The following is a 21,869-nucleotide window of genomic DNA, read 5'->3' as shown; positions in this document are numbered from 1 at the left end:
CCTACTTTTCTTTGCCTGCCGCAAAGAAAAGTAGGCAAAAGAAAGCGGCTCACACCGCCAGCTCTTAAGTGGGTTTCGTGGTACTCCACCAGTAGTGGTGCATCTGGAATCCGCGCTCTCGCGCATTTGGCGTTAGTGACAAAGGCGTCATTCTTCCGGCGGCGCTTCGCGCGCCGCGGCGGTTGTTCACGCAAGACCCCTGCTAAGCGGGTCTCCCGCGCAGCCACGGTAGTGGTGCATCTGGAATCCGTGCTCTCGCGCATTTGGCGTCAGTGACAAAGGTGTCATTCTTCCGGCGACGCTTCGCGCGCCGTGGCGCCTGTTCGTCAAATCGGCGGTCTTTACCGGTGGTGGCACCTGATTCGGCAATCAGTCTGGGCATCTAGCCGAGGCGAAGCCGAGGGCCCCCGCCGCGCGAAAACGAGCCGAGTGTTGCAAAGCCGACCGTTCCGCGAGCGCGTAGCGCGACGCGGGATGAATGACTGCTGTGTCACGAGCGCGGAGTGTGCGGGGGCACGGATTCCAGATGCACCACTACCGGTGGTAAACCACGAAACCCACTTAAGAGCTGGCGGTGTGAGCCGCTTTCTTTTGCCTACTTTTCTTTGCGGCAGGCAAAGAAAAGTAGGTGCCCCCCCGCACAGGGGGATCGCTAATAGACCACTAACAACACAAGGAAAGGCCAACACCACAGAGAGCACAAACAAGAAGCGCCGCGCAGGCAAAACACCTCAACCCGCCCGCAATTTAGCAAGCGTAAGCGCCGTATCTTCAATCATATCCTCCTGCCCCCCCACGAGCCTCTGCCTCCCAAGCTCAACCAGAATATCCCTGGCAGGAACCCGATACTTAGCCTCAGCCCGCTTAGCAAAAAGTAAGAAAGACGAGTAAACCCCAGCATACCCAAGCGTCAGCGCATCTCTATCAAGCCGAATAGGCGAATCCATAATAGGCACAACAAGATCCTCAGCCACATCGGAGATGCGAAACACATCCACCCCGGTATGAATCTCCATCCGCTCGCAGACCGCGACAAACACTTCCATCGGCGTATTCCCCGCCCCAGCCCCAAGCCCGGCGGCAGCCGCATCAATCCGATTAGCTCCAGCAGCCACAGCAGCAATAGAATTCGCCACGCCCATCGCGAGATTGTGATGCCCATGAAACCCAAGCTCAGTCTCAGGACGCAACGCCTCGCGCACCCGGCTAATCCGCGCAGTCACATCGTCGGGCAACATATGCCCCGCGGAGTCGGTGATATAGATGCAATTCGCCCCATACGACTCCATCAGCTTCGCCTGCGCAACCAGCTCCCCAGCCGGCGACATATGCGCCATCATCAGAAAACCAACCGTATCCATGCCAAGCTTGCGCGCTAACCCAATGTGCTGCTCGGACACATCCGCCTCGGTACAGTGCGTCGCCACCCGTATCGTATGCACGCCAAGATCGTGCGCCATCCGCAAATGCTCGACCGTCCCAATGCCCGGTATCAACAACGCGGAGACCTTGGCCTGCTTCAACTCGGCAATCACCGCACTCAGATAAGCCTCGTCGGTATGCGCCGGAAAACCATAATTCACCGACGCACCGCCCAAGCCATCGCCATGCGTGACTTCAATCAACGGCACACCGGCTGCATCGAGGCCGCGCGCAATGCCGCGCATCTGGTCCAGCGAAATCTGATGACGCTTCGGATGCATGCCGTCGCGCAACGTCATGTCGTGTACGGTAATTCGCGTTCCTGCTAATGACATGGTCGCTCCTTAGGCGGTGGTGGATGCGGCGAGCATCTGTTGGGCGAAGACTTCCGCCGTGCGCGCGGCAGCGGCGGTCATGATGTCGAGATTGCCGGCGTATTTGGGCAGGTAGTCGCCGAGACCTTCCACTTCCATGAACACGGAAACGCGTCGGCCGTCGAATACGGGGCCGTTTTTCAGCGTGTAGCCGGGCACGTATTGGCGCACTTCATCGACCATCGCATGCACGGACGCGGTGATCGCGTCGACGTCGGGATCGCTCTCGGTCAAACAATGAATCGTGTCGCGCATGATCAGCGGCGGCTCGGCCGGATTAATCACGATGATCGCCTTGCCCACCGCCGCGCCGCCAATCTGCTCGATCGCCAGCGACGTGGTACGGGTGAACTCGTCGATATTCTTGCGCGTGCCGGGACCGACCGAACGCGACGACACCGTCGCGACAATCTCGCCGTACACCACGCGCTGCACACGCGACACGGCATGCACCATCGGAATGGTCGCCTGGCCGCCGCATGTCACCATGTTGACGTTCATCACCTGCTGGTCGTTCTGCGCGGCAAGGTTCACCGGCGGCACGCAGAACGGGCCGATTGCGGCAGGCGTCAGGTCGATCACGCGCACGCCGCGCGAGGTCAGCTTGTCGGAATGCTCGCGGTGGACGTAGGCGGAAGTGGCGTCGAACGCAATGCGGATGTCGTCGGCGGCGAGATGCGGCAGCAAGCCGTCTATGCCGTCGGCGGTGGTCTTCAATCCCAGCTCGCGGGCGCGTGCGAGACCTTCGGACGCCGCGTCCACGCCGACCATCCAGACCGGTTCGAGCACCGCGCTGCGGCGCAGCTTGTACAGCAGATCGGTGCCGATGTTGCCGGGCCCGATCAACGCGCATTTGATCTTGCTCATTCAATGCATCCTTTAGTGAAAGACGGTCAAGCAATCAGACGAAGCGCACCGAACAACCGCCGATGCCTTCGATATGCATCTCCAGCACGTCGCCGCCAGCAACGGGAATCAACGCCGCGAGCGAACCCGACAGCACGACCTCGCCGGCGAGCAGCGGCACGCCGAGTTCGCCGAGCGTATTCGCGAGCCACGCGACGGCGTCGGCGGGGTGGCCGAGCGCGGCGGCGCCGACGCCCTCCGCGACGCGCGCGCCGTTTTTGTCGAGCGTCATGCGGCAGGCGGCGAGATCCAACGCGTCGGGCGATACGCGTTCGTGGCCGAGCACGTAGACGCCGCACGACGCGTTGTCGGCGACCGTGTCGCCAATGCGGATCGCCCAGTCGCGAATCCGCGAATCGACGATTTCGAAGCACGCGCCGACGGCGTCGGTGGCGGCGAGCACGGCCTCGCGTGTCACGCCTGGGCCGCGCAGATCGTGTTTCAGGTAGAACGCGATTTCACCTTCGGCGCGCGGCGCGATCAGCGTGTCGATCGGAATCGCCTCGCCGGCGACGTAGTGCATGCCCGACAGCAAAATGCCGAAGTCCGGCTGATGAACGCCGAGCATGTTCTGCACGGCCGCGCTCGTCAGCCCGATCTTCTTGCCGATGACGGTCTCGCCCGCATCGATCCGGCGCGCGATGAAATGCTGTTGCACCCGGTAAGCGTCGGCGAGCGGCAAGCCGTCCGCGCGCGCGGAGAACGGTGCGATCGGCGCGCGGTCGAGCCAGGCGCGATAAAGCGTGTCGCCGAGTTCGGCGTGAAGGGTCGAGGTCATCGCAGTGTTGAATGGCTGGGTTAGAAGCGGGCCGTTGGCGTCACACACGAACTGAGTCGCAACGGCCCGGCTCCCATGCGCCCGAAAGCGCAGGCGGGGTTAATTGCCCGCGCCGCGAATCGCGTCGGGCGAGAAGTACGCTTCGGTCAGTTGCGAGCCGCGCGTAAGCACCGGCATCGGTTCCTGATTCGACAGACGGTCGGCGTAATAGGCGCCCGAAATCAGATCGTGATAGAACACCGCAGTCGAATAGAACGACCTGGCGTCGAACGCATACAGCGTCGGCGCGAGGTTCGTGCGCCACAGCGTGCCGCGTGCGTCGTAGTTGTCGGCGGCAACGGCATTCCATGTGTCTTCGTCGAGATACAGCACACGTTTCGCGTATTGATGGCGATAGCCGGACTTCAGCGTCGCCTGCAATACCCACACGCGATGCAGTTCGAAGCGCATGTACTGGGTGTTCTCGTGACCCTTGGTCAGCAGATCGGTGTACTTGATCGACGGGTCCATCAGCTTGTAGTTGTCGTACGGCACGTAGACCTCGCGCTTGCCGACGATCTTCCAGTCGTAGCGTTCGCCCGAGCCGTTGAACAGGCGGTCGTCGTCGACGGTGCGGAAACCGCCGGGGCCTTCGGGCTGGTCGAAACCGAATTCGGGCGCCTGGCGCACGCGTCGCGTGCCGGGGTTATATGACCAGGTACGGCGCGTGTCGGAGCCTTCCTGGTCCCACATTTCATAGCCGGTGATAATCGTGCCGCGGTCGGACAGCGGCAACATGGTGGTCTGACGGAAGAAGCTCTTCGCGTTCAGTGCATTCTTCGGATCGAAATGGTCCGCGCTGCGCGGCCCGTAAATCGCGTATTGCACCTTGCCCCATGCAATATTGCCGTCCGGATAGACGACCGCCTGGTCGTAGGTCGCGGTTTCGCCTTCAATCGCCGACGCGAAGCGCAGATCCCACATCGCTTCCACGCCACTCTTCGGCACCGGGAACGGCGTGACCGGCGGAAAATCCTTCAGGCCGTTCTGGTCTTTCGTCATCGTCGTGTTCGGCGCGTACTGGCGAATGTCCTTGTACACGGCGTCGCCGTAGCTGAAGTCGCGGTGGCTCGGATAGACCGGAATCTTGAACGTGTCGGGATATTTCTTCAGCAGCGCTTTTTCGCCGTCGGTCAGACGCGCTTCGTATTGCTGCATGTTTTGCGCGGTAATCACAAAGAGCGGCTTCTCGCTCGCATACGGATCGGGGAAGCGTTGCCCCGCTTTATAGTCGACGCCTGGCGGCGTGCCGAACCATTTGCCGCTCCACGCGGGGATCGTGCCGTCGGCGTTGCCCGCGCGTTCGGCACCCATCGGCGTGAGGGGGCCTTCGAGTTTGGCGAGATCTTCCGGGCTGGTTTTGGCGAACGACGGGGCGCCTAATGAGGCAGCGAGCGCGGCGCCCACGGCGAACACGCAGACACGCAGGGCGGGATTGAAAATTCGACTCATGACCAAATCCTCTTGCAGTAAAAAGACGGCTGATTCAAAGGGTGATGCAGGTTCTGACGCACCGGCGCGTCATGTTGACGACGCGGGCCGGCGCGTTAAAGTCAGAACGGTCAGAACGAGTACTTCGCGGTGGCGAGCACGTAGTCGCGATCGGCCAGCGGACGGTTGACCGGGTCCGGCGTGCCGAGGAACTTCGCGTAGACCAGCGCGAGCTGCAGGTTGCTCAGGCGCGTGAAGGTCACGCCGACCGTCACGCGGTGGTCGCCCACGCCGGTCATCGAACCGAGCGCGCCGGCCAGCGACGACTTGCCGGTGAAGTCGTCCGAGTAGGTGAGCGGCACGTCGACGTCCCAACCGTTGAAAACGTTCTTGTAGCTGAGCGTCCAGGCCACCTCGAACGCAGCGGCATTGCGCGTGTTGGCGAGCGTGGTGGAGCCGAGCAGCGGCGTGATGTTGCCGGCGTGAACATACGAGACTTCACCTACCAGCGTCTGCGAGGCGGCGAGGAAGGTCGGGCCGATCGAATAGATCGCGGACAGGTTCGATTGCCAGACGTCGCCGCGCGTGGACTGCGCGCCGAGCGGCGTGTTGACGAGCACGGCCGCGCCCTGGCGGTACGAGGTTTCGCCCGCGACGTTCACGCCGTTCAGATCGGTCGAGAAGCTCAGGCCGGTGAGCTTGATGTTGTCGAAGAACTTCTCCTGATACGACAGCGTGGGGAAGTACGTCGTCACGACACTGGGATTCATGTCGTTGTAGTGCAGGTAGTAAGCGCCGATCTCGGTGTCGCCGAGTACTCGCCAGCGTGCGCCGAGACCCCATTGGCCGCTATTGCCGGGACGACTGTCGGGAGCACGCGGGATCTGCACCCCGCCGGGTCCGATGATGTATTCGGCGCCCGGGCCGACCACGTCGGAATAGCTCATGTAGCTGCCCGGCGCGCTCAGTTGATTGGGCTGGAACGAGAACTGGTAGTAGCCGAGCAGGCTGAAGTTCGGCGCGATCTGCCATTGCGTCGAGATCTGCGGCACCGGCAACAGAATGTCTTTGACTTCCGCGCCGGCGACGAACGATTTGGTCGCGTCGGCCGGGCCTTGCGCGCCCGCGATGTTCGGGAAAAACACGCTCTCGCCCCACGCCACGACCTGATCGCCGACCTTCACGTTCAGGCTCGTGCCGCCCAGTTTGAAGGTGTTGTAGACGTAAGCGGCGAGCAGTTGCGTGCGGCCGCCCGCCCAGTAGTTGGCCTGTTCGGTGAAGTTGTTGTACACGCCGCCGTGATTCACGGTGCCGGGCGCGTCGTTGTAGTTGGAGTGCTGATACGCCTGATCGTAGAACGTGTCGGCGCGGACGAAGACGCCCCAGTCGTCGTGCTTCAGGTTCACTTCGCCGAGCACGCTCACCTGGTTTTCAATCAGCTTGTTCTTGCCAAAATTGCGGTCGCCGTCGTCGCCGTTGATGTTCGCGGGCGTCAGCAGATTGCCGCTCGGCGCACGCGTGCGCATGCCCAGACCGTAACCGAGCGTGAAGGTGTAATCGAGCGTAGTGTCGACGCCGAGATTGACCGTGTCGCCCGCGTAAGCGGGTGCGACGGTTAGCGTCGCCGCTGTCAGCATGGCGAGTTTGCATGCCGCGCACACCGCGCGCAGTGCCGGTGCGCGCTCCTGTGTTCCGTTGATCTGCATCCTGTCTCCTCTGTGGTCACGTCTGAAATTTGTTGTGATCAGAGGTTAGGGGCCACGTGCGGGGCGGGAATCGTCAAAACGGACTAGTCGCTTGTCCTGGGGGACGCAGGCTGTGTGCGCGTGTGCTTTACGCGGTCGACTGGCGAAGCTGGCCGCTCGCGGCGAGAAAGGCCGGCACTTCGCCACCACCTTCGAGAATCAGGTTGCTGCCCGATGCGTAGGTCGCGTGCGGCGAGGCGAGGAACAGGCAGGCGGACGCGATATCGGCGGGCTGCGCGAGGCGGCCGGCGGGAATCGTCGCGGTAATGCCGGCGAGTGCGTTGTGCGCGTCCGCCGCCGACGAACCGGTGTGGCCGCTGGTGGCGGCTTCGGTTTCCACCAGACTCGGGCTCACCGCGCAGACGCGCACTTTCGGCGCCCATTCGACGGCGAGCGAGCGCACCGCGTTGAGCAGGCCCGCTTTGGCCGCGCCGTAAGCCGCCGTGCCGGGCGACGCACGCAAGCCGCTCACGCTGCCGATGAACAGCAGCACGCCGCCTTCGCTTTGCCGCTGCATGCGTGTGTTAGCGCGTTGCGCGAGTTGCAGCGGCGCGAGCAGGTTCAGGCGGATCACCGCCTCGGTGAAGCGCGGCGAGGCGTCGGCGGCGAGTGCGAACGGCGCGCCGCCCGCGTTGTTGATCACCACGTCGAGGCGGCCGGTTTCGTGTTCGATCTGCGCGAGCAGGGCGTCGATCGCGTCGATGTCGCGCACGTCGGCGGCGATGAAACGGGAGGCTAAATCGGGTGCGTGTGCATCGGTGCGTCCGCACACATAAACCGTCGCGCCTGCTTCGACAAACGCCTGCGCGATGCCTGCGCCGATCCCTTTCGTGCCGCCCGTCACCAGCACGACCTTGCCGCTGTAATCGAATCCCGTCATTGCCGCTGTCTCCATTCGTTCGTGTGGGGCCGATGGTAGGAGAAATGCGGCGGCGCCTCGTAGTCTGAAAAGACGATGCCGACGCGCGCCCGCGCGCCGATGATGGTTGCGCTGGTGATGTTCCTACCATCGGCCGCGCCGGAGAGCGCGGCGCGAGACCGCAACCGTGTTGCATGGACCGCAGTAGGCGCAGGAGCGCCGAGCCCGGTCGAAGGAGACAAGCGCGCATGACCGCAACGCCCACCGGCTTCCAGGAAGCCACACCGAAAGCCCACACGCCTTCGGAAGCGCCCGTCGGGATTTTCACGGAGGCGCCCGGCGGCCTCACGCTCCATCACTTCGAAGCCGGCAGCGGCGCGCCCGTCGTGTTCATTCACGGCAGCGGACCCGGCGCAAGCGGCTTCAGTAATTTCAAACACAATTACCCGCGTTTCGCCGCGGCCGGACATCGGGCGATCGTGGTCGATCTGCCGGGTTACGGCGCGTCGTCGAAACCTTCGGACGCGCTCTATACGCTCGACTTCTTCGTCAAAGCGTTGCGCGCGCAACTAACCGCCAACGGCATCGGCCGCGCCACGTTGCTCGGCAATTCGCTCGGCGGCGCGATCGCGCTGCAATACGCGCTCGACTATCCCGACGACGTCGACAGTCTGATCATGATGGCGCCGGGCGGTGTCGAAGAGCGCGAAACGTACTTCAAAATGGACGGCATCCAGAAGATGGTGTCGCTGTTCACGAACCGGCAGATGAACCGGTTGACCCTGCGTCAACTGCTCGAAATGCTGGTGTACGACCGCAGCCTCGTGACCGACGCGCTGGTCGACGAACGCCTGCGCGTGTGCGAACAACAGCCGCCCGAAGTGCTGTCGACCATGCGCGTGCCGAATCTCACCGGACGTCTCGCCGAACTGCAATGTCCCGTGCTCGGTTTCTGGGGCAGCGACGATCGCTTCAATCCGGCCAGCGGCGCGATGCGTTTTCTCGAACACTGCGCCGACGCGCGCTTTGTGCTGATGAATCGCTGCGGCCATTGGGTGATGGTCGAGCATCGCGAGTACTTCAATCGCGAATGTCTGGAATTTCTCGCGGACAGGCGCGCCGCTTGAGGCATCCTGCAGGCTGCGGCGCTGCATAGTTCAACGCGCCGGGCAATCCCACTACAACACGAAGGAGACGGTATGGCATTTCCCCATCAACTGTTCGACATGAGCGGCAAGGTGGCCGCGATCACCGGCGGCGCGCGCGGCATCGGCGCACAAACGGCGCGCACGCTGGCGGCGGCCGGTTCGGCTATCGCGGTGCTCGACGTGCTGACGGAAGCGGGCGAGCAACTGGTCGCCGAGATCAACGAGTCGGGCGGCAAGGCGGCATTCTGGAAGATGGACGTCACGCAGGAAAACGACGTGCAGCGCGTGTTCGGCGAAATCGCCGCGCGCTTCGGCCGGCTCGACGCACTGGTGAATAACGCGGGCATTGAAGGCGCGAATCTGCCGACGCACGAAATGACGCTGCAGCAATGGCAGAAAGTCATCGACGTGAACGTGACCGGCGTGTTCCTCTGCACCAAGTACGCAATTCCGCACCTGCTGACCGCGGGCGGCGGGTCGATCGTGAATCTCTCGTCGATGTACGGGCTGGTCGGCGGACCGGACGTGCCCGCGTATCACGCGTCGAAAGGCGCGGTGCGTTTGATGGCGAAGACGGAAGCGATGCTGTACGCGACGCAGAACATTCGCGCGAATTCCGTGCACCCCGGCTTTATCCGCACGCCGCTGCTCGAAGAAGCCTTCGCCAAACTCGGCGACCCGGAGCAGATTTTCGCGCATATGAAAACGCTCGTGCCGCTCGCGAAGATCGGCGATCCGCAGGATATCGCGGCGGGCATCCTGTATCTGGTGTCGCCGGCCGGCCGCTATGTGACGGGCACGGAACTGGTGATCGACGGCGGCTACACCGCGCGCTAAGGAGGACGGATGAACACCAGCGAAACCATGAAGGCGCGTCTGCTCGACTATATCGAAGCGTTCAATGCGGCCGACGCCGCGCGCGTCGCGGCGCTGTTCGCCGATAACGCGACGATCGAAGATCCGGTCGGCACGCCGCTCAAGGAAGGCCGCAGTGAGGTCGACGCGTTCTACGCGTACGCGACCTCGGTGGGCGCGCGGCTCGAACTGATGGCGCCGCCGCGCGGCTCGCATGGCCAGAGCGCGTCGATCAGCTTTCGCGTGCATATCGCGACGCAGGACGGGCAGCCCGCTCATATCGACGTGACCGACGTGATGGATTTCGACGCCGCCGGCAAGATCGTGCGCATGCGCGCGTATTGGGGCGCCGACGATTATCACCTGACGGAGCGCGCGGCTTGATGCGCGGGCTTATGCGCTCAGGTCCGTGTTCACACCCACACCGGCATTCACATCCGCATTCACGCCATGGCGCTCTTTGAGTTCAACGGCAAGCGGCCGCGCGTCGACCCGTCCGCGTATGTGCATCCCAACGCGGTACTGATCGGCGACGTGACGATCGGCGCGTGCTGTTATATCGCGCCGTTCGCGAGCCTGCGCGGCGATTTCGGCGCGGTGGTGGTGGAGCGCGGCAGCAATGTGCAAGACGGTTGCGTGCTGCACACGGGCGTCAATAACCACTGCTGGCTCGGCGTCGACAGCCATGTGGGTCACGGTGCGATCGTGCACGGCGCGACGCTCGAGCCGAATACGATGATCGGCATGCACGCGGTGGTGATGGACGGCGTGGTGGTTGGCGAGGCCAGCATCGTGGCGGCCTGCGCGTTCGTCAAGAAGGACTGGCGGGTGCCGCCGCGTGTGCTGGTGGCGGGTGTGCCGGGGCGCGTGGCGCGCCTGCTGAGCGACGAGGAGATTCGTGCGAAGTCGTCGGGAACGCGGATGTATCAGCAACTCGCGGCGGACTGTTTGCGCACGCTGCGCGAAGTGGTGTGACGGCGCGCGGTTCTGTGTTGCGCGCATGCCGCGCGAAATGGGCGTGCTACGTGTTGCCGCTTTGAACGCGCGGCTTTGCGGCCGGGCACCTTGCTGCCAGTGTCCGGCGAATTCGCCGCGGCCGACCCGCCAATCGGGCCGGCCGCGACTCTACCTGCTTCAGCTTTACTGCTTTACTGCTTTACTGCTTCAGTACTTTATTGCTGCGCTGCTGGTCTCCACCCGACGCCTGCCCCTACGACACATAGCCCTGCGCGACATTGATCAACTGCACGCGGTTGCGCACGTTGAACAACTGCCGCAAGCGGCGCAAATGGTAGTCGACGTTATGCGGCGACAGTCCAAGGAAATACGCGATCTCCTTGTCCCGCTGCCCCTGCACGACCGCCCGCAACACCGCATGCTGCAACTCGCTCAGCGTCACGCGCCGCTGCTGCTCGGGCGCGAGGCCGATCACACTCTTCGCGTGCGTCCAGATGAATTCGTGGATCGTGTGCGCGAACATCAGCGTTTCGGCCACGATCGACTCGGTCATCCAGCGCGGGTTGCCGATCTCCGCGTTGAAGCACAGGCTGGCGGACAGCTCCGGCTCGGGCAGCGGCATCTGCGTGAGAATCCCGCTTTTACGGCCGGTTGCCTCCAGCATGTCGATCAAACCGCCGAGCCGCTCGCTGCGCATTTGCGCGCGCGGCAGGTCGGCGCGCATGTCGGCCGTATTCCAGAGGAACGGCAGACCGGTCGGCGACGCCGACGCCACGCGCGGATCGAGCTCGAAATAACGCTCGCGAAAATAACGCGTGAGCCAGGTCTGCGACTCGTAGCTCGTCAGCACGAACATCGTCTTGTGATGCGCCGACGTGCGCGTAGCCGTATAGCTGAACGAATCGAAGCCCAGTTGCTTGATGCGCTGCCGCACAAATTCAATGCGGTCCTGCGCACTGCCAAAACGCACCAGCGGACTGATGACCGGCGCCGCTCGCCGTGCGGCGGGCGAGGGCGTGCCGATCTCCTCTTCGGTGAAGAGCGTGAGAAAACCGGTGGGCGCCGCGCCTGCCGCGGTACGGCTTGACGCCCTGGGTGCTTCGGCCGCGTGGGCCGACTTTCCGGGTTGTCGCGTGCCGGCCGGGTAAGCCGGTTGTGCGGACACCACGGAGTTGTATGCCGCCGGCGTATGCCCGGTTTCGCCTGACGGCGAGCCGGTCAGCCAATGCGGCAGCGCATCGCATTCGTGTTCCATGAAACGGTAGCTCCAGCGTTCGAAACGCGTGAAAGACGACAACCTGAATGATTAGCTATTTCCAAAAATTACGGTAGCCGGTTCCTTGCTATCATTTTTGATTTCTTGCTCCGATAGTTGACCGGCAACTCGGGTGTGGCGGGCTTCTTTCATTGGCATACGGCACCTCCTGGGAATAGACGTCATGGCACGAATTCCAAAGCTGACAACGACGCTCGCCGACGATCGCTACATGGCGGGCCAAAACCTGGTGTCGAGCGTCGACCGCCCGTGGCGGCATCGGGTGTTGCGCTCGTATCTCGAACCGAACGAGCAGGCACTGCTGGAGGCGCCCGGCTTGCAGGACCTCACGCCGATGAGGCTCGCGAGCGGCGCCGAGCATCTCGAACGCAATCTGAACGGACGCTGGGAGAGCGCGGATCTGCGGGTGGGCGACGTCTGGTTCGTGCCGCCCGTGCCGATCTCGCGGCGCTGGCGCTCGATCAGCGACGCGCCGCTGTCGACCGTTCACCTGCATATCGAGCGCAGCCTGATCGACAGCGTCGCGCTGGTGCCGCGGCGGATTCGCCGTGTGACCGACTACATTCGCGCGAACCTCGTCGGCGATCTGGCGATCTGGCGATCAGCGAACTGGCCGCGCAGGCCGGGTTCAGCAGTTTTCATTTTGCGCGGGTGTTTCGCCGCGAGACCGGCGAGACGCCGCATCAGTTCGTGACGCGTTTACGGCTCGAGGAAGCGGCGAGACTGCTGCGCGCCACCGATCAGACTGTGCTGCAGATTGCTCTTGCGGTTGGTTTCGAGAACGCCAGTCATTTCTCCGTGCAGTTCAAGCGTGGCTACGGCGTGACGCCGCTTGCTTACCGGCTGCGCGGCTGATGGTACGGATTGCGCGGCGGCAGGGGTGACCAGCGGGCCGGCGTTCCGGCGGGCCGGCAGACAAAGTCCGGGTCGCCGCCGACGCTTAAGTACACTAGTTGAAGGCGCCGGCTATCAACCGGTGTCGCCGCCGGGCGGCATGACGATTTTGCGCTGCCGCACCGCGCTGCCGCCATGAGTGTGGCGGCGGGCCGTGGGTCGCTCACCGGGGCAAGCAAGCCGATGAATCGTCCTGAGGGTAATCACGCACCTTGCGCAGTGTGCTGTGCATTGCGCGGCTTGCAAACTACGAACTTTCGTGGCCGAGGATGCTTGAAGCTGGCATGGGGCGGGCGTCCCACGATTTAGGCCGCATAGCGGACAGGTCGCGTCAACTGGTCCAACTGGCCTGACCAGATGGCGGGCAACTGTATCTGTCGAAGCCTTGCATCGGACGACAGAATAGGCCGCCTGCAGCATGGCCCCTTTGCCTGCGTCCGACCGACCCTTTCATCAACCGTCTCACCGGATATCTAGCGATGACCCGACTCCGAATCACCTCCTGCGGCCACGTTTTTACCGCCGAAACTCATCCCGACGCGCCGGCAACCGTCGCCGCTTTTCTGAAGCTGCTGCCGTACCGTCAGAAGATCATTCACGTGCGCTGGAGCGGCGAAGGCTGCTGGGTGCCGCTCGGCGATTTCAAACTCGAGAACGACGGCGCGGCGGTCGGCTTCGAGAATCACACGAGCCATCCGTCGGTTGGCGACATTCTGTTTTACCCCGGCGGCTATAGCGAAACCGAGATCATTCTCGCGTACGGCTCGTGCTGTTTCGCGAGCAAGATGGGGCAGCTCGCGGGCAACCATTTCCTGACCATCGTCGAAGGACAGGACAAGCTGCGTGAGCTCGGCACCAAGGTGTTGTGGGAAGGCGCACAGGACGTGCTGTTCGAGAAGATCTGAACGCGCGATAAAGCACAACGCCCCGCGTGTGAAAACGCGGGGCGCCGGAACGCGACTTAGTGGAACAGCTTCATCGCTTGCGTGAGCGTGTTGAACACGCCCCACGCGAGGGGCAACGTCACATACAACCAGAACACGGCGAGCTTGCCCTTGTTGGTCGGATGCGCGGTTTGAATGGTCGACATGCGAGTCTCCTCAGGCGCCTTTGGCGAGTTGTGCGTCGGTCATGTGGTGCTTGTCGTCCACACGCTTGACCAGCAGATTGCAGACGAAGCCGACCACCAGCAGCACGGCCATGATGTGAACCGTCATCGTGTAGGCATCCGCCTTGGCCACGCCGTGCGCCACTTCATACGCGCGGATGTAGTTCACCAGCACCGGACCGGCTACGCCGGCCGCCGCCCACGCCGTCAGCAGACGGCCATGAATCCCGCCCACGAACGCCGTGCCGAACATGTCCGCGAGATACGCGGGCACCGTGGCGAAGCCGCCGCCGTACATCGTCAGAATCACGCAGTAGGCGAGCACGAACAGTGCGATCTGGCCGGATGCCGCGAAGCCCGGCACCAGGTAATACAGCACTGCGCCGAGCGCGAAGAAGATGAAGTAGGTGTTCTTACGGCCGATCCAGTCCGACGCCGACGCCCACACAAACCGGCCGCTCATGTTGAACAGCGACAGCAGGCCCACGAAACCGGCGGCCGCGGACGCGGTGACCGTGTCCTTGAAGCTCTCCTGAATCATCACCGACGCCTGGCCGAGAATGCCGATGCCGGCCGTCACGTTCAGGAACAGTACCAGCCAGATCAGATAGAACTGCGGCGTCTTCAACGCCTGATCGATGTGCACGTGATTGCGCGAAATCATCTTTTTCTGATTGGTCGCGGGCGGCGTCCAGCCGGCCGGTTTCCAGTCCGCCGGCGGCACGCGGATCGCGAGTGCGCCGATCGACATCGAGATGAAATACGCAATGCCGAGCACCACGAAGGTCTCGGCCACGCCGATGCTGGTCGCGCTCTGGAAGTGCTTCATCAACGCCACCGACAACGGCGCGGCGATCATCGCGCCGCCGCCGAAGCCCATGATCGCCATGCCGGTCGCCATGCCGCGGCGGTCCGGAAACCAGCGGATCAGCGTCGACACCGGCGACACGTAACCGAGCCCGAGCCCGATGCCGCCGATCACCCCGTAGCCGAGATACAGCAACGCGATCTGATGCAGATGCACGCCGAGCGCCGACACGAGGAAGCCGCCGCCGAAGCAGCACGCCGCGGTAAACATCGTGCGGCGCGGGCCGACATGTTCGAGCCACTTGCCGGCGAACGCCGCCGACAAACCGAGGAACACGATCGCCAGCGAAAAGATCCAGCCGAGCGAGGTCAGCGTCCAGTCGTCGGCCGTGGATTGCGTGATGCCGATCACTTTGGTCAGCGGTCCGTTGAACACGGAGAACGCGTACGCCTGGCCGATACAAAGGTGGACAGCGAGTGCTGCGGGCGGAACCATCCAGCGCGAAAAACCCGGTTTCGCAACGGTGGCCTGTTTGGAAAAGAAGGGGGCAGAGCCTGAACTCCCGCTCGGCTCGGTGATGCTACTCATGGTCGGTCTCCAGTTACGAATTCTTTGTTATCGGCTGCCATACAGAATGCTTTAGGTCTCACGGCGTAAAAATTACAGGGTTGTAGGGCGTCAATATATGTATTTGTATTTCATATGACGTAGGCAAATCCTGGAGCGGACCCGCTTCGTGGAACGATAGGTCGCGAAGTATGCGTTTGCAATATGAGATAGAAAGACATAAGGCATTAGCCTGGTGAAATGCGACCGTAATCTGTCGAATTGCGGCGGCGCGCGGTAGAAACCCGCGGAACGCATTACCGGATGCCCAAAGCAAACGGGCCGGCGGTGGCAATAACGCCACGCCGGCCCGGCTCGACAGTGAAAAGGAGAAACTCAGGCGACGCCGCGTCCCGTCTTCATTTTTGCGGCAACAAGTACCGAGATCAGGCAGCCGCCCGCGAGATACGCGGCCACCGGATGCCACGAGCCGCCCGCGAAGTTGACCAGCGCGACCGCGATGAACGGCGTGAAGCCGCCGCCCACCACGCTCGCCACCTGATAGCCGACGCCCGCGCCGCTATAGCGGTACTCGGTGCCGAACAGCTCGGTGAACATTGGCTGCTGCACGCTGACCACCATGTCGTGCGCGACGTTCGCGAGCATCACCGCGAAGATCACGATCCAGACCGTCGCGCGCGCTTCGAGCGCGAGGAAGAACGGCACCGCGCTCAGCATGCCGATCAGCGCACCGATCATATACACGCGGCGACGCCCGAAGCGGTCCGCGAGCAACGCGAAGCACGGAATCGTCACGCAACTCAGCGCGCCGACCAGCAGGCCGATGGTGAGGAAGAATTCGCGCGGCATGTGGAGGTTCGCGGTCGAGTAGTTCAGCGCGAACGCGGTCACGATATACATGGTGAACAATTCGGCCAGACGCAGCGCGATGATCAGCAGGAACGCCTTGGGATGCCGCAGCAACGCTTCGACGATCGGCAGACGCACGCTGCGTTCGCCGTGCTGGCCGACCTTCTCGACGAACTCCTTCGACTCTTCCATGCTCGAGCGGATCCACAGTGCGATTAGCACCAGCACCACGCTGAACAGGAACGGCAGGCGCCAGCCCCAGTTCAGGAACGACGCGTTGTCCATTGAGCGGCTGATGATCGCGATCAACCCAGTCGACAGTACGAGGCCCACGCCGTAGCCGACCTGCACGCCGCTGCTGTAGAAGGCCTTCTTCTTCTCCGGCGCGCTTTCCACCGCCATCAACGCCGCGCCGCCCCATTCGCCGCCCACCGCGAAACCCTGAATCGCACGCAAGGTCACGAGTAGCACCGGCGCCCACCAGCCGATCGTTGCGAAGGACGGCAGCAGGCCGATTGCCGCGGTGGATAAACCCATCATCATCACGGTGAGCACCAGCATGCGCTTGCGTCCGAGCCGGTCGCCGTAATGACCGAACACGAAGCCACCGAGCGGCCGGAACAGAAAGCCGACGCCGAAGGTGGCGAAGGCGGCGAGCGTGCCCATCGCCGGGCTGACCTTCGGAAAGAACTCAGCGTTGAAGACCAGCGCGGCGACGATGCCGTACAGCAGAAAGTCGTACCAGTCGACCACGGCGCCGATGAAGCTGCCGAGCGCGGCCTTGCGGGCCTGGCTGCGTGCCGTGCGGTTATCGGCCGGCGCGGCCGTCGGAAGGGTAGTGCTCATGACGGTGTCTCCTGGAAACTTTCGAGCTGCTGTGAGGTGGCCGGCGGCGTGGCCGCGGTTGTCACATGGCAGGATTTCCCCGAAGGTTAATGATGCGCGACAGATCTCACAATCCGCATTGAAGGCAAATTGCGCGATTATCGGACGCTACTGCGCGCATAGCGCGCGTTTTGCGCGTTTACACCGAGCGTGGACCGAGTGTCGAGCGTTTGAACGGCGGGGGCGAACCATCGGCGATTCCCGCGTGCTACCTTGAGGATGTCATCTTGAAAACAACAATCGCTGATATACTACATACGGAATATTGATAAATGCGGCGCTGCAGCATATGATTGAGGCATTCGATTACTCAATCATTCGGAGTTGCAAAATGGAATTTGTTCCTCTCGCGCTGCTGGCCGTCTCGGTCGTTGGTTTGGGCGCTGCCGCCACGGTTCTGCTGACACGCTGGATTCCGCAACCGGTCGCGCAACTCGCGGCGCAGCATGGCCGGTTCGTCGGTTTGGGTGAACAATACGGGGGCGCAGTGGCCGCACCGTATCGTGCGCACGGTCAACACGAGGCGATGAATGTCGTCAGAACTTCAAACTGAAGCAGTGGGTACACCGCTGACTTTGTCGTTGCAGCCGATCGGCGCGAGCGTGAGCTTGCGCGATCAGGCGTATGCGATGCTGCGCCAGGCGATCGCCGACGCGGACATTTACCAGAATCGCGAAGAAATCCGCCTCGACGAACGCGTGCTGAGCGAATCGCTCGGCGTGAGCCGTACGCCGGTGCGCGAAGCGATGACTCTGCTCGAACAGGAAGGTTTTCTGCGCATGGTGCCGCGGCGCGGCATTTACATCGTGCGCAAGAGCAAGCGTGAAATCGTCGAAATGATCCAGATGTGGGCCGCGCTCGAAAGCATGGCAGCGCGCTTGGCCACGCTGCACGCGAGCGACGAGGAAATCGCCCGTCTGCGGCACATGTTCGACCATTTCCGCGACGCCACGCCGGCCGAGCATATCGCCGAGTACTCGGACGCCAACATCGCGTTTCATCAGGCGATCGTCGAACTGTCGAAGTCGCAGATTATTCTCGACACGATCAAGAACATCTTCATTCACGTGCGCGCGATCCGCCGCATGACCATCTCGCAGAGCGATCGCGCTTCGCGTTCCATCGTCGATCATTTGCGCATTATCGAGGCGCTGGAGCAGCGCGATACCGAACTGGCCGAACGTCTCACGCGTCAGCATTCACTGGATCTGGCCGCGTTCGTCGAGGCGAATTGCGACTTCCTGGATTGATGCCTCGAACGGTTTCCTGACCGGTTTCAGCGGATTGAATCAAGCCCGCGGTGTGCAAACACCGCGGGCTTTTTTGTTGCCGCGCAGCGGAGGCGCTACGGGAAAAGCCGCGCTTGACGGTCTTTAAAATATGGTATGTGATATATCAACTGCCGCGCTGGGCACCAGAAATCAAACGATGCACAAAAAAGACGCACCTTTTCGCAACTATCTTGGATAGGACGAGAGTCAGCGCTGAAGCGCCAACTCTGGCCGAACGGAGACACGACATGAGCAAGGCACTCGACGGTGTGCGCATTCTCGACTTCACGCATGTGCAATCGGGCCCGACCTGCACGCAATTGCTCGCGTGGTTCGGCGCGGACGTGATCAAGGTGGAACGGGCGGGCGCCGGCGACATCACGCGTGAGCAGTTGCGCGATATTCCGGACGTGGACAGCCTGTACTTCACGATGCTGAACCACAACAAGCGCTCCGTCACTATCGACACGAAGAACCCCGAAGGCAAGCAGGTGCTCGAAGCGCTGATCCAGAAGTGCGACGTGCTGGTGGAGAACTTCGCGCCGGGCGCGCTGGATCGCATGGGCTTTACGTGGGAGCGGATTCAGGAATTGAATCCGCGCATGATCGTCGCGTCCGTCAAGGGCTTCGGTCCTGGACCCTACGAGGACTGCAAGGTCTACGAGAACGTCGCGCAATGCGCGGGCGGCGCGGCCTCGACCACCGGTTTCGACGACGGCCCGCCGGTGGTCACTGGCGCGCAGATCGGCGATAGCGGCACGGGTCTGCATCTGGCGCTCGGCATTGTGACCGCGCTGTTCCAGCGCACGCAAACCGGACGCGGTCAGCGCGTGCTCGCCGCCATGCAGGACGGTGTGCTGAATCTGTGCCGCGTCAAACTGCGTGACCAGCAGCGGCTAGAGCGTAACGGCCAGATGAAGGAGTACCCGCAATATCCGAACGGCACCTTCGGCGAAGCGGTGCCGCGTGCGGGTAATGCGTCGGGCGGTGGACAGCCGGGCTGGATTCTGAAGTGCAAGGGCTGGGAGACCGACCCGAACGCGTATATCTACTTCATCACGCAGGCGCCGGTGTGGGCGAAAATCTGCAACGTGATCGGCAAGGAGGAGTGGGCCACCCATCCCGATTACGCGACACCCGCCGCGCGCTTGCCGCATCTGAAGGACATCTTCGCGGAGATCGAACGCTGGACCATGACCAAGACCAAGTTCGAGGCCATGGAGATCCTCAACAAGTACGACATTCCGTGCGGCCCGATCCTGTCGATGAAGGAAATCGCGGAAGAGCCTTCGCTGCGCAAGACCGGCACGATCGTCGAAGTGGATCATCCGACCCGCGGCAAGTATCTGACGGTCGGCAATCCGATCAAACTGTCGGACAGCCCGACCGAAGTCAAACGCTCGCCGCTGCTCGGTGAACATACCGACGAGGTGATGGCGGAACTCGGTTATTCGCCCGAGCAGATTAGCGCATTGCGTACGGCCGGCGCGATCTAGGAGCGAATGATATGGATACGTGGATGCGTTTCATGTCGAGCGACGGCGGCATTGTGTTCGGCCGCGTCGAAGGTGGCTATCTGCACGAATACGCCAGTCTCGAACAACCGGCGCCAACCGGCGCGGTCCTGTCGACGCGCGCGCTCACGCCGCTCGCGCCGTGCGCGCCCGGCAAGATCGTTGCGTTGTGGAACAACTATCACGCGCTGGCCGCGAAGCTCGATAAGCCCGTGCCGACGCACCCGCTGTTTCTGCTGAAGCCGGCGGGCTCGGTGATCGGTTCGGGTGAGCCGATTCGTCGGCCGCTCAGTTACGCGGGCAAGATCGTCTACGAAGGTGAACTCGGCATTGTGATCGGACGGCGTTGCCGCGATGCGAGCGTCGAGGAAGCCGAAGCCGCGATCTTCGGCTATACGCTCGTCAACGACGTCACTGCTGCGGATCTATTGAGCGAGAACCCGCATTTTCCGCAATGGGCGCGCGCGAAAGGCTTCGATACGTTCTGCTGCATCGGCCCGGCGATCGTCTCCGGTTTCGATTGGCGGCAAGCACGGCTCGTGACCTTGCTCGATGGGGTCGAACGGCAGAACTATCCGCTCGACGATATGGTGTTCTCGCCGGCGGAGCAGGTGAGTCTTCTGTCGCAGGATCTCACGCTCGAACCGGGCGATGTGATCGCGTGCGGCACGTCGGTGGGCGTCGGCTCGATCAAGGACGGCGCAACGGTATCGATCACGATCGACGGAATCGGCACGCTCAGCAATACATTGACCGCCATACAGGCGGCAACGCAAAACGCCTCGACAATAGCAGCGGTCTGAATGGCGGAATAGAAGATCGCGCGGTCAATTGACCGCGCGTGATGGCGTCGCAACACGGGGAGTACGCATGCCGCAAGGTACGATCGACTCGACCGGTTCTATTGGCTCGAGCGGCTCAAGCGACTGCCGCGGAGAATTCGCCGTAGTAGTACTGCGCCTGCTTTTTCAGGCTCAGTCGCATGGCCATCGCCTACTGCTTATACACACTCAGTTCCTTCACGCGCGTGATCTTCTCGATCAGATTCGCGCCTTCCTCCATCAGGAAGCGCTTGAATGCGACGGCGACGGGCGGCAGCCGTTTGTTCTTGCGATGCACGACGTACCAGTTGAGCATGACCGGAAAGCTCTCGACGTCGAGCACCACCAGATGGCCGAGTTGCAACTCGAGGCTGATGGTATGCGCGGACAGAAAAGCGATACCCATGCCGGCAATCACCGCCTGCTTGATCGTCTCGGTACTCTTGATCTCCATTGCGATCTTCAGATTGGCGAGACGTCCCGCGAAACCTTCTTCCATCGAATTCCACGTGTCCGAGCCGCGCTCGCGCACGATAAACGCTTCGCTCGCCAACTGGCTCATCTTGATGTTGCGCTTGTGCGCGAGCGGATGCGTGGGCGCCGCCACGATCACGTAGGGATGCGGCGCGAACGGTTCGTTGGTGGCGTCGGTTTCGTGCGGCGGACGCACCATCACCGCGAGATCGGTTTGATTAGTGGCGAGTTGATGCAGCAGTTCGGCGCGGTTGTGTACCGCGAGATTCAACACGACGCCCGAGTAGCGGCGCGTGAATTCAGCGAGCACGCGCGGAAAGAAGTAGTCGCCGGCGCTAATCACCGCGACGTTCAGCTTGCCGCCGGAGACGCCTTTGAGCTGACTCATGGCCTCGTCGACTTCGTGGAACTGCTGAATGATCGCGCGGCTGTAGTGGAGCATTTCGGTGCCGGCCGGCGTCAGGTAGATCTTTTTGCCGAGCTGTTCGAACAGCGGCAGGCCCGCATGTTCTTCGAGTTGCCGCACCTGGGTGGAGACGGCGGGCTGCGTGAGATGCAATTCCTCCGCGGCGCGCGAGAAGCTCAGGTGGCGCGCCACCGTTTCGAAAACCTTCAACTGCCGCAGAGTCGCATTGCGCATCGTCATGGCCGATGTATAAGCAAACGTGAATCGACATAATAACAAACTTTAATTATTCGTAATTCAGCAATGACCCTAGCATGGGTTCGTAAAAGAGGCGGAATGGCCACTGCGGTATTGGGAGAAGTACTCGGCGGTAGTGGGCGTGTCGGTGTAGTCGGTGTAGTCGGGTTAACGCTTGGATCAAGGCACTAAACGGCAAGACAGGCAGAAATGACCTGCCGCATGGGCCATTAATTGATACGAAT

At 62.5% G+C, this 21,869-nt stretch carries 20 protein-coding genes and 1 pseudogene; 10 read left to right on the top strand and 11 right to left on the bottom strand.

The genetic code is table 11. The features are described from left to right. Positions 1–731: 731 nt before the first annotated feature. The 6 genes from dmpG to HWY05_RS20675 all read right to left on the bottom strand — a co-directional run bounded on the left by dmpG (position 732) and on the right by HWY05_RS20675 (position 7,575). The gene (gene dmpG, locus HWY05_RS20700; protein ID WP_176059415.1) at positions 732–1,757 is read right to left on the bottom strand and encodes a 4-hydroxy-2-oxovalerate aldolase; all 1,026 of its coding nucleotides are present in this window, start codon (positions 1,755–1,757) and stop codon (positions 732–734) included. Between the two features lie 9 nt (positions 1,758–1,766). Beyond that, a complete protein-coding gene (locus HWY05_RS20695; protein WP_176059414.1) occupies positions 1,767–2,663 on the bottom strand; it encodes an acetaldehyde dehydrogenase (acetylating) in 897 nt (298 codons plus the stop codon). A gap of 34 nt (positions 2,664–2,697) precedes the next feature. Next, positions 2,698–3,480, bottom strand: coding sequence for a 2-oxopent-4-enoate hydratase (gene dmpE, locus HWY05_RS20690; protein WP_176059413.1), 783 nt, complete (start codon positions 3,478–3,480; stop codon positions 2,698–2,700). Positions 3,481–3,579: 99 nt separating this feature from the next. Beyond that, positions 3,580–4,971 (bottom strand): DUF1329 domain-containing protein, encoded by a 1,392-nt coding sequence (locus HWY05_RS20685; RefSeq protein ID WP_176059412.1) that lies wholly within the window; start codon positions 4,969–4,971, stop codon positions 3,580–3,582. Positions 4,972–5,081: 110 nt separating this feature from the next. Further along, positions 5,082–6,656, bottom strand: a complete 1,575-nt coding sequence (locus HWY05_RS20680) for a DUF1302 family protein (protein ID WP_035555845.1) — start codon at positions 6,654–6,656, stop codon at positions 5,082–5,084. A gap of 127 nt (positions 6,657–6,783) precedes the next feature. Then, the gene (locus HWY05_RS20675; RefSeq protein ID WP_176059411.1) at positions 6,784–7,575 is read right to left on the bottom strand and encodes an SDR family oxidoreductase; all 792 of its coding nucleotides are present in this window, start codon (positions 7,573–7,575) and stop codon (positions 6,784–6,786) included. A gap of 227 nt (positions 7,576–7,802) precedes the next feature. Here HWY05_RS20675 and HWY05_RS20670 point away from each other — a divergent pair, with 227 nt between their 5' ends. From HWY05_RS20670 to HWY05_RS20655, 4 genes are all read left to right on the top strand, one after another. Further along, a complete protein-coding gene (locus HWY05_RS20670) occupies positions 7,803–8,681 on the top strand; it encodes an alpha/beta fold hydrolase (protein ID WP_176059410.1) in 879 nt (292 codons plus the stop codon). A 72-nt stretch (positions 8,682–8,753) separates the two neighbouring features. Beyond that, positions 8,754–9,539 carry a glucose 1-dehydrogenase gene (locus HWY05_RS20665; protein WP_035555849.1) on the top strand — a complete coding sequence of 262 codons (786 nt, stop codon included), beginning with the start codon at positions 8,754–8,756 and terminating at the stop codon, positions 9,537–9,539. 9 nt (positions 9,540–9,548) lie between these two features. Then, positions 9,549–9,941, top strand: coding sequence for a nuclear transport factor 2 family protein (locus HWY05_RS20660; RefSeq protein ID WP_176059409.1), 393 nt, complete (start codon positions 9,549–9,551; stop codon positions 9,939–9,941). 66 nt (positions 9,942–10,007) lie between these two features. Then, the gene (locus tag HWY05_RS20655; protein WP_035555853.1) at positions 10,008–10,532 is read left to right on the top strand and encodes a transferase hexapeptide repeat family protein; all 525 of its coding nucleotides are present in this window, start codon (positions 10,008–10,010) and stop codon (positions 10,530–10,532) included. Positions 10,533–10,767: 235 nt separating this feature from the next. Here HWY05_RS20655 and HWY05_RS20650 read toward each other — a convergent pair whose 3' ends face one another. After that, positions 10,768–11,769, bottom strand: coding sequence for a LuxR family transcriptional regulator (locus HWY05_RS20650; protein ID WP_035562845.1), 1,002 nt, complete (start codon positions 11,767–11,769; stop codon positions 10,768–10,770). A gap of 184 nt (positions 11,770–11,953) precedes the next feature. Between HWY05_RS20650 and HWY05_RS20645 the strand changes: the two are divergent. Together HWY05_RS20645 and HWY05_RS20640 are read left to right on the top strand one after the other, a co-directional pair. Beyond that, positions 11,954–12,645, top strand: a pseudogene (locus HWY05_RS20645) (AraC family transcriptional regulator). 518 nt (positions 12,646–13,163) lie between these two features. Next, positions 13,164–13,589 carry a DUF3830 family protein gene (locus HWY05_RS20640; protein WP_035555855.1) on the top strand — a complete coding sequence of 142 codons (426 nt, stop codon included), beginning with the start codon at positions 13,164–13,166 and terminating at the stop codon, positions 13,587–13,589. Positions 13,590–13,645: 56 nt separating this feature from the next. Here HWY05_RS20640 and HWY05_RS20635 read toward each other — a convergent pair whose 3' ends face one another. The 3 genes from HWY05_RS20635 to shiA all read right to left on the bottom strand — a co-directional run bounded on the left by HWY05_RS20635 (position 13,646) and on the right by shiA (position 16,862). After that, positions 13,646–13,774: a hypothetical protein gene (locus tag HWY05_RS20635; protein ID WP_035555857.1), complete on the bottom strand. Its 129-nt coding sequence runs from the start codon at positions 13,772–13,774 to the stop codon at positions 13,646–13,648. A 10-nt stretch (positions 13,775–13,784) separates the two neighbouring features. Next, complete coding sequence (locus HWY05_RS20630) at positions 13,785–15,188, bottom strand: OFA family MFS transporter (protein WP_176059408.1); 1,404 nt, start codon at positions 15,186–15,188, stop codon at positions 13,785–13,787. A 354-nt stretch (positions 15,189–15,542) separates the two neighbouring features. Continuing rightward, on the bottom strand, positions 15,543–16,862 hold the full coding sequence (gene shiA, locus HWY05_RS20625; RefSeq protein ID WP_176059407.1) for a shikimate transporter: 1,320 nt from the start codon (positions 16,860–16,862) through the stop codon (positions 15,543–15,545). Between the two features lie 370 nt (positions 16,863–17,232). On the opposite strand from shiA, the gene HWY05_RS20620 reads away from it, so the two are divergent. From HWY05_RS20620 to HWY05_RS20605, 4 genes are all read left to right on the top strand, one after another. Further along, entirely contained in the window at positions 17,233–17,454 is a 222-nt protein-coding gene (locus tag HWY05_RS20620) for a hypothetical protein (protein WP_035555863.1), read from the top strand. Continuing rightward, positions 17,432–18,151, top strand: a complete 720-nt coding sequence (locus HWY05_RS20615; protein WP_035555864.1) for a GntR family transcriptional regulator — start codon at positions 17,432–17,434, stop codon at positions 18,149–18,151. The genes HWY05_RS20620 and HWY05_RS20615 overlap by 23 nt, the downstream gene beginning before the upstream one ends. 269 nt (positions 18,152–18,420) lie before the next feature. After that, on the top strand, positions 18,421–19,668 hold the full coding sequence (frc, locus tag HWY05_RS20610) for a formyl-CoA transferase (protein ID WP_035555866.1): 1,248 nt from the start codon (positions 18,421–18,423) through the stop codon (positions 19,666–19,668). 11 nt (positions 19,669–19,679) lie between these two features. Continuing rightward, entirely contained in the window at positions 19,680–20,489 is an 810-nt protein-coding gene (locus HWY05_RS20605) for a fumarylacetoacetate hydrolase family protein (RefSeq protein ID WP_176059406.1), read from the top strand. Between the two features lie 190 nt (positions 20,490–20,679). On the opposite strand, the gene HWY05_RS20600 is transcribed toward HWY05_RS20605, so the two are convergent. After that, positions 20,680–21,627 (bottom strand): LysR family transcriptional regulator, encoded by a 948-nt coding sequence (locus tag HWY05_RS20600; protein ID WP_105508741.1) that lies wholly within the window; start codon positions 21,625–21,627, stop codon positions 20,680–20,682. Positions 21,628–21,869: the final 242 nt, after the last annotated feature.

Source organism: Paraburkholderia sp. BCC1876, assembly GCF_902833695.1.
Taxonomy (GTDB): Bacteria; Pseudomonadota; Gammaproteobacteria; order Burkholderiales; family Burkholderiaceae; genus Paraburkholderia.
Note: the sequence above shows the minus strand (reverse complement) of the source record. Positions and strands in the feature narration are given on the sequence as shown.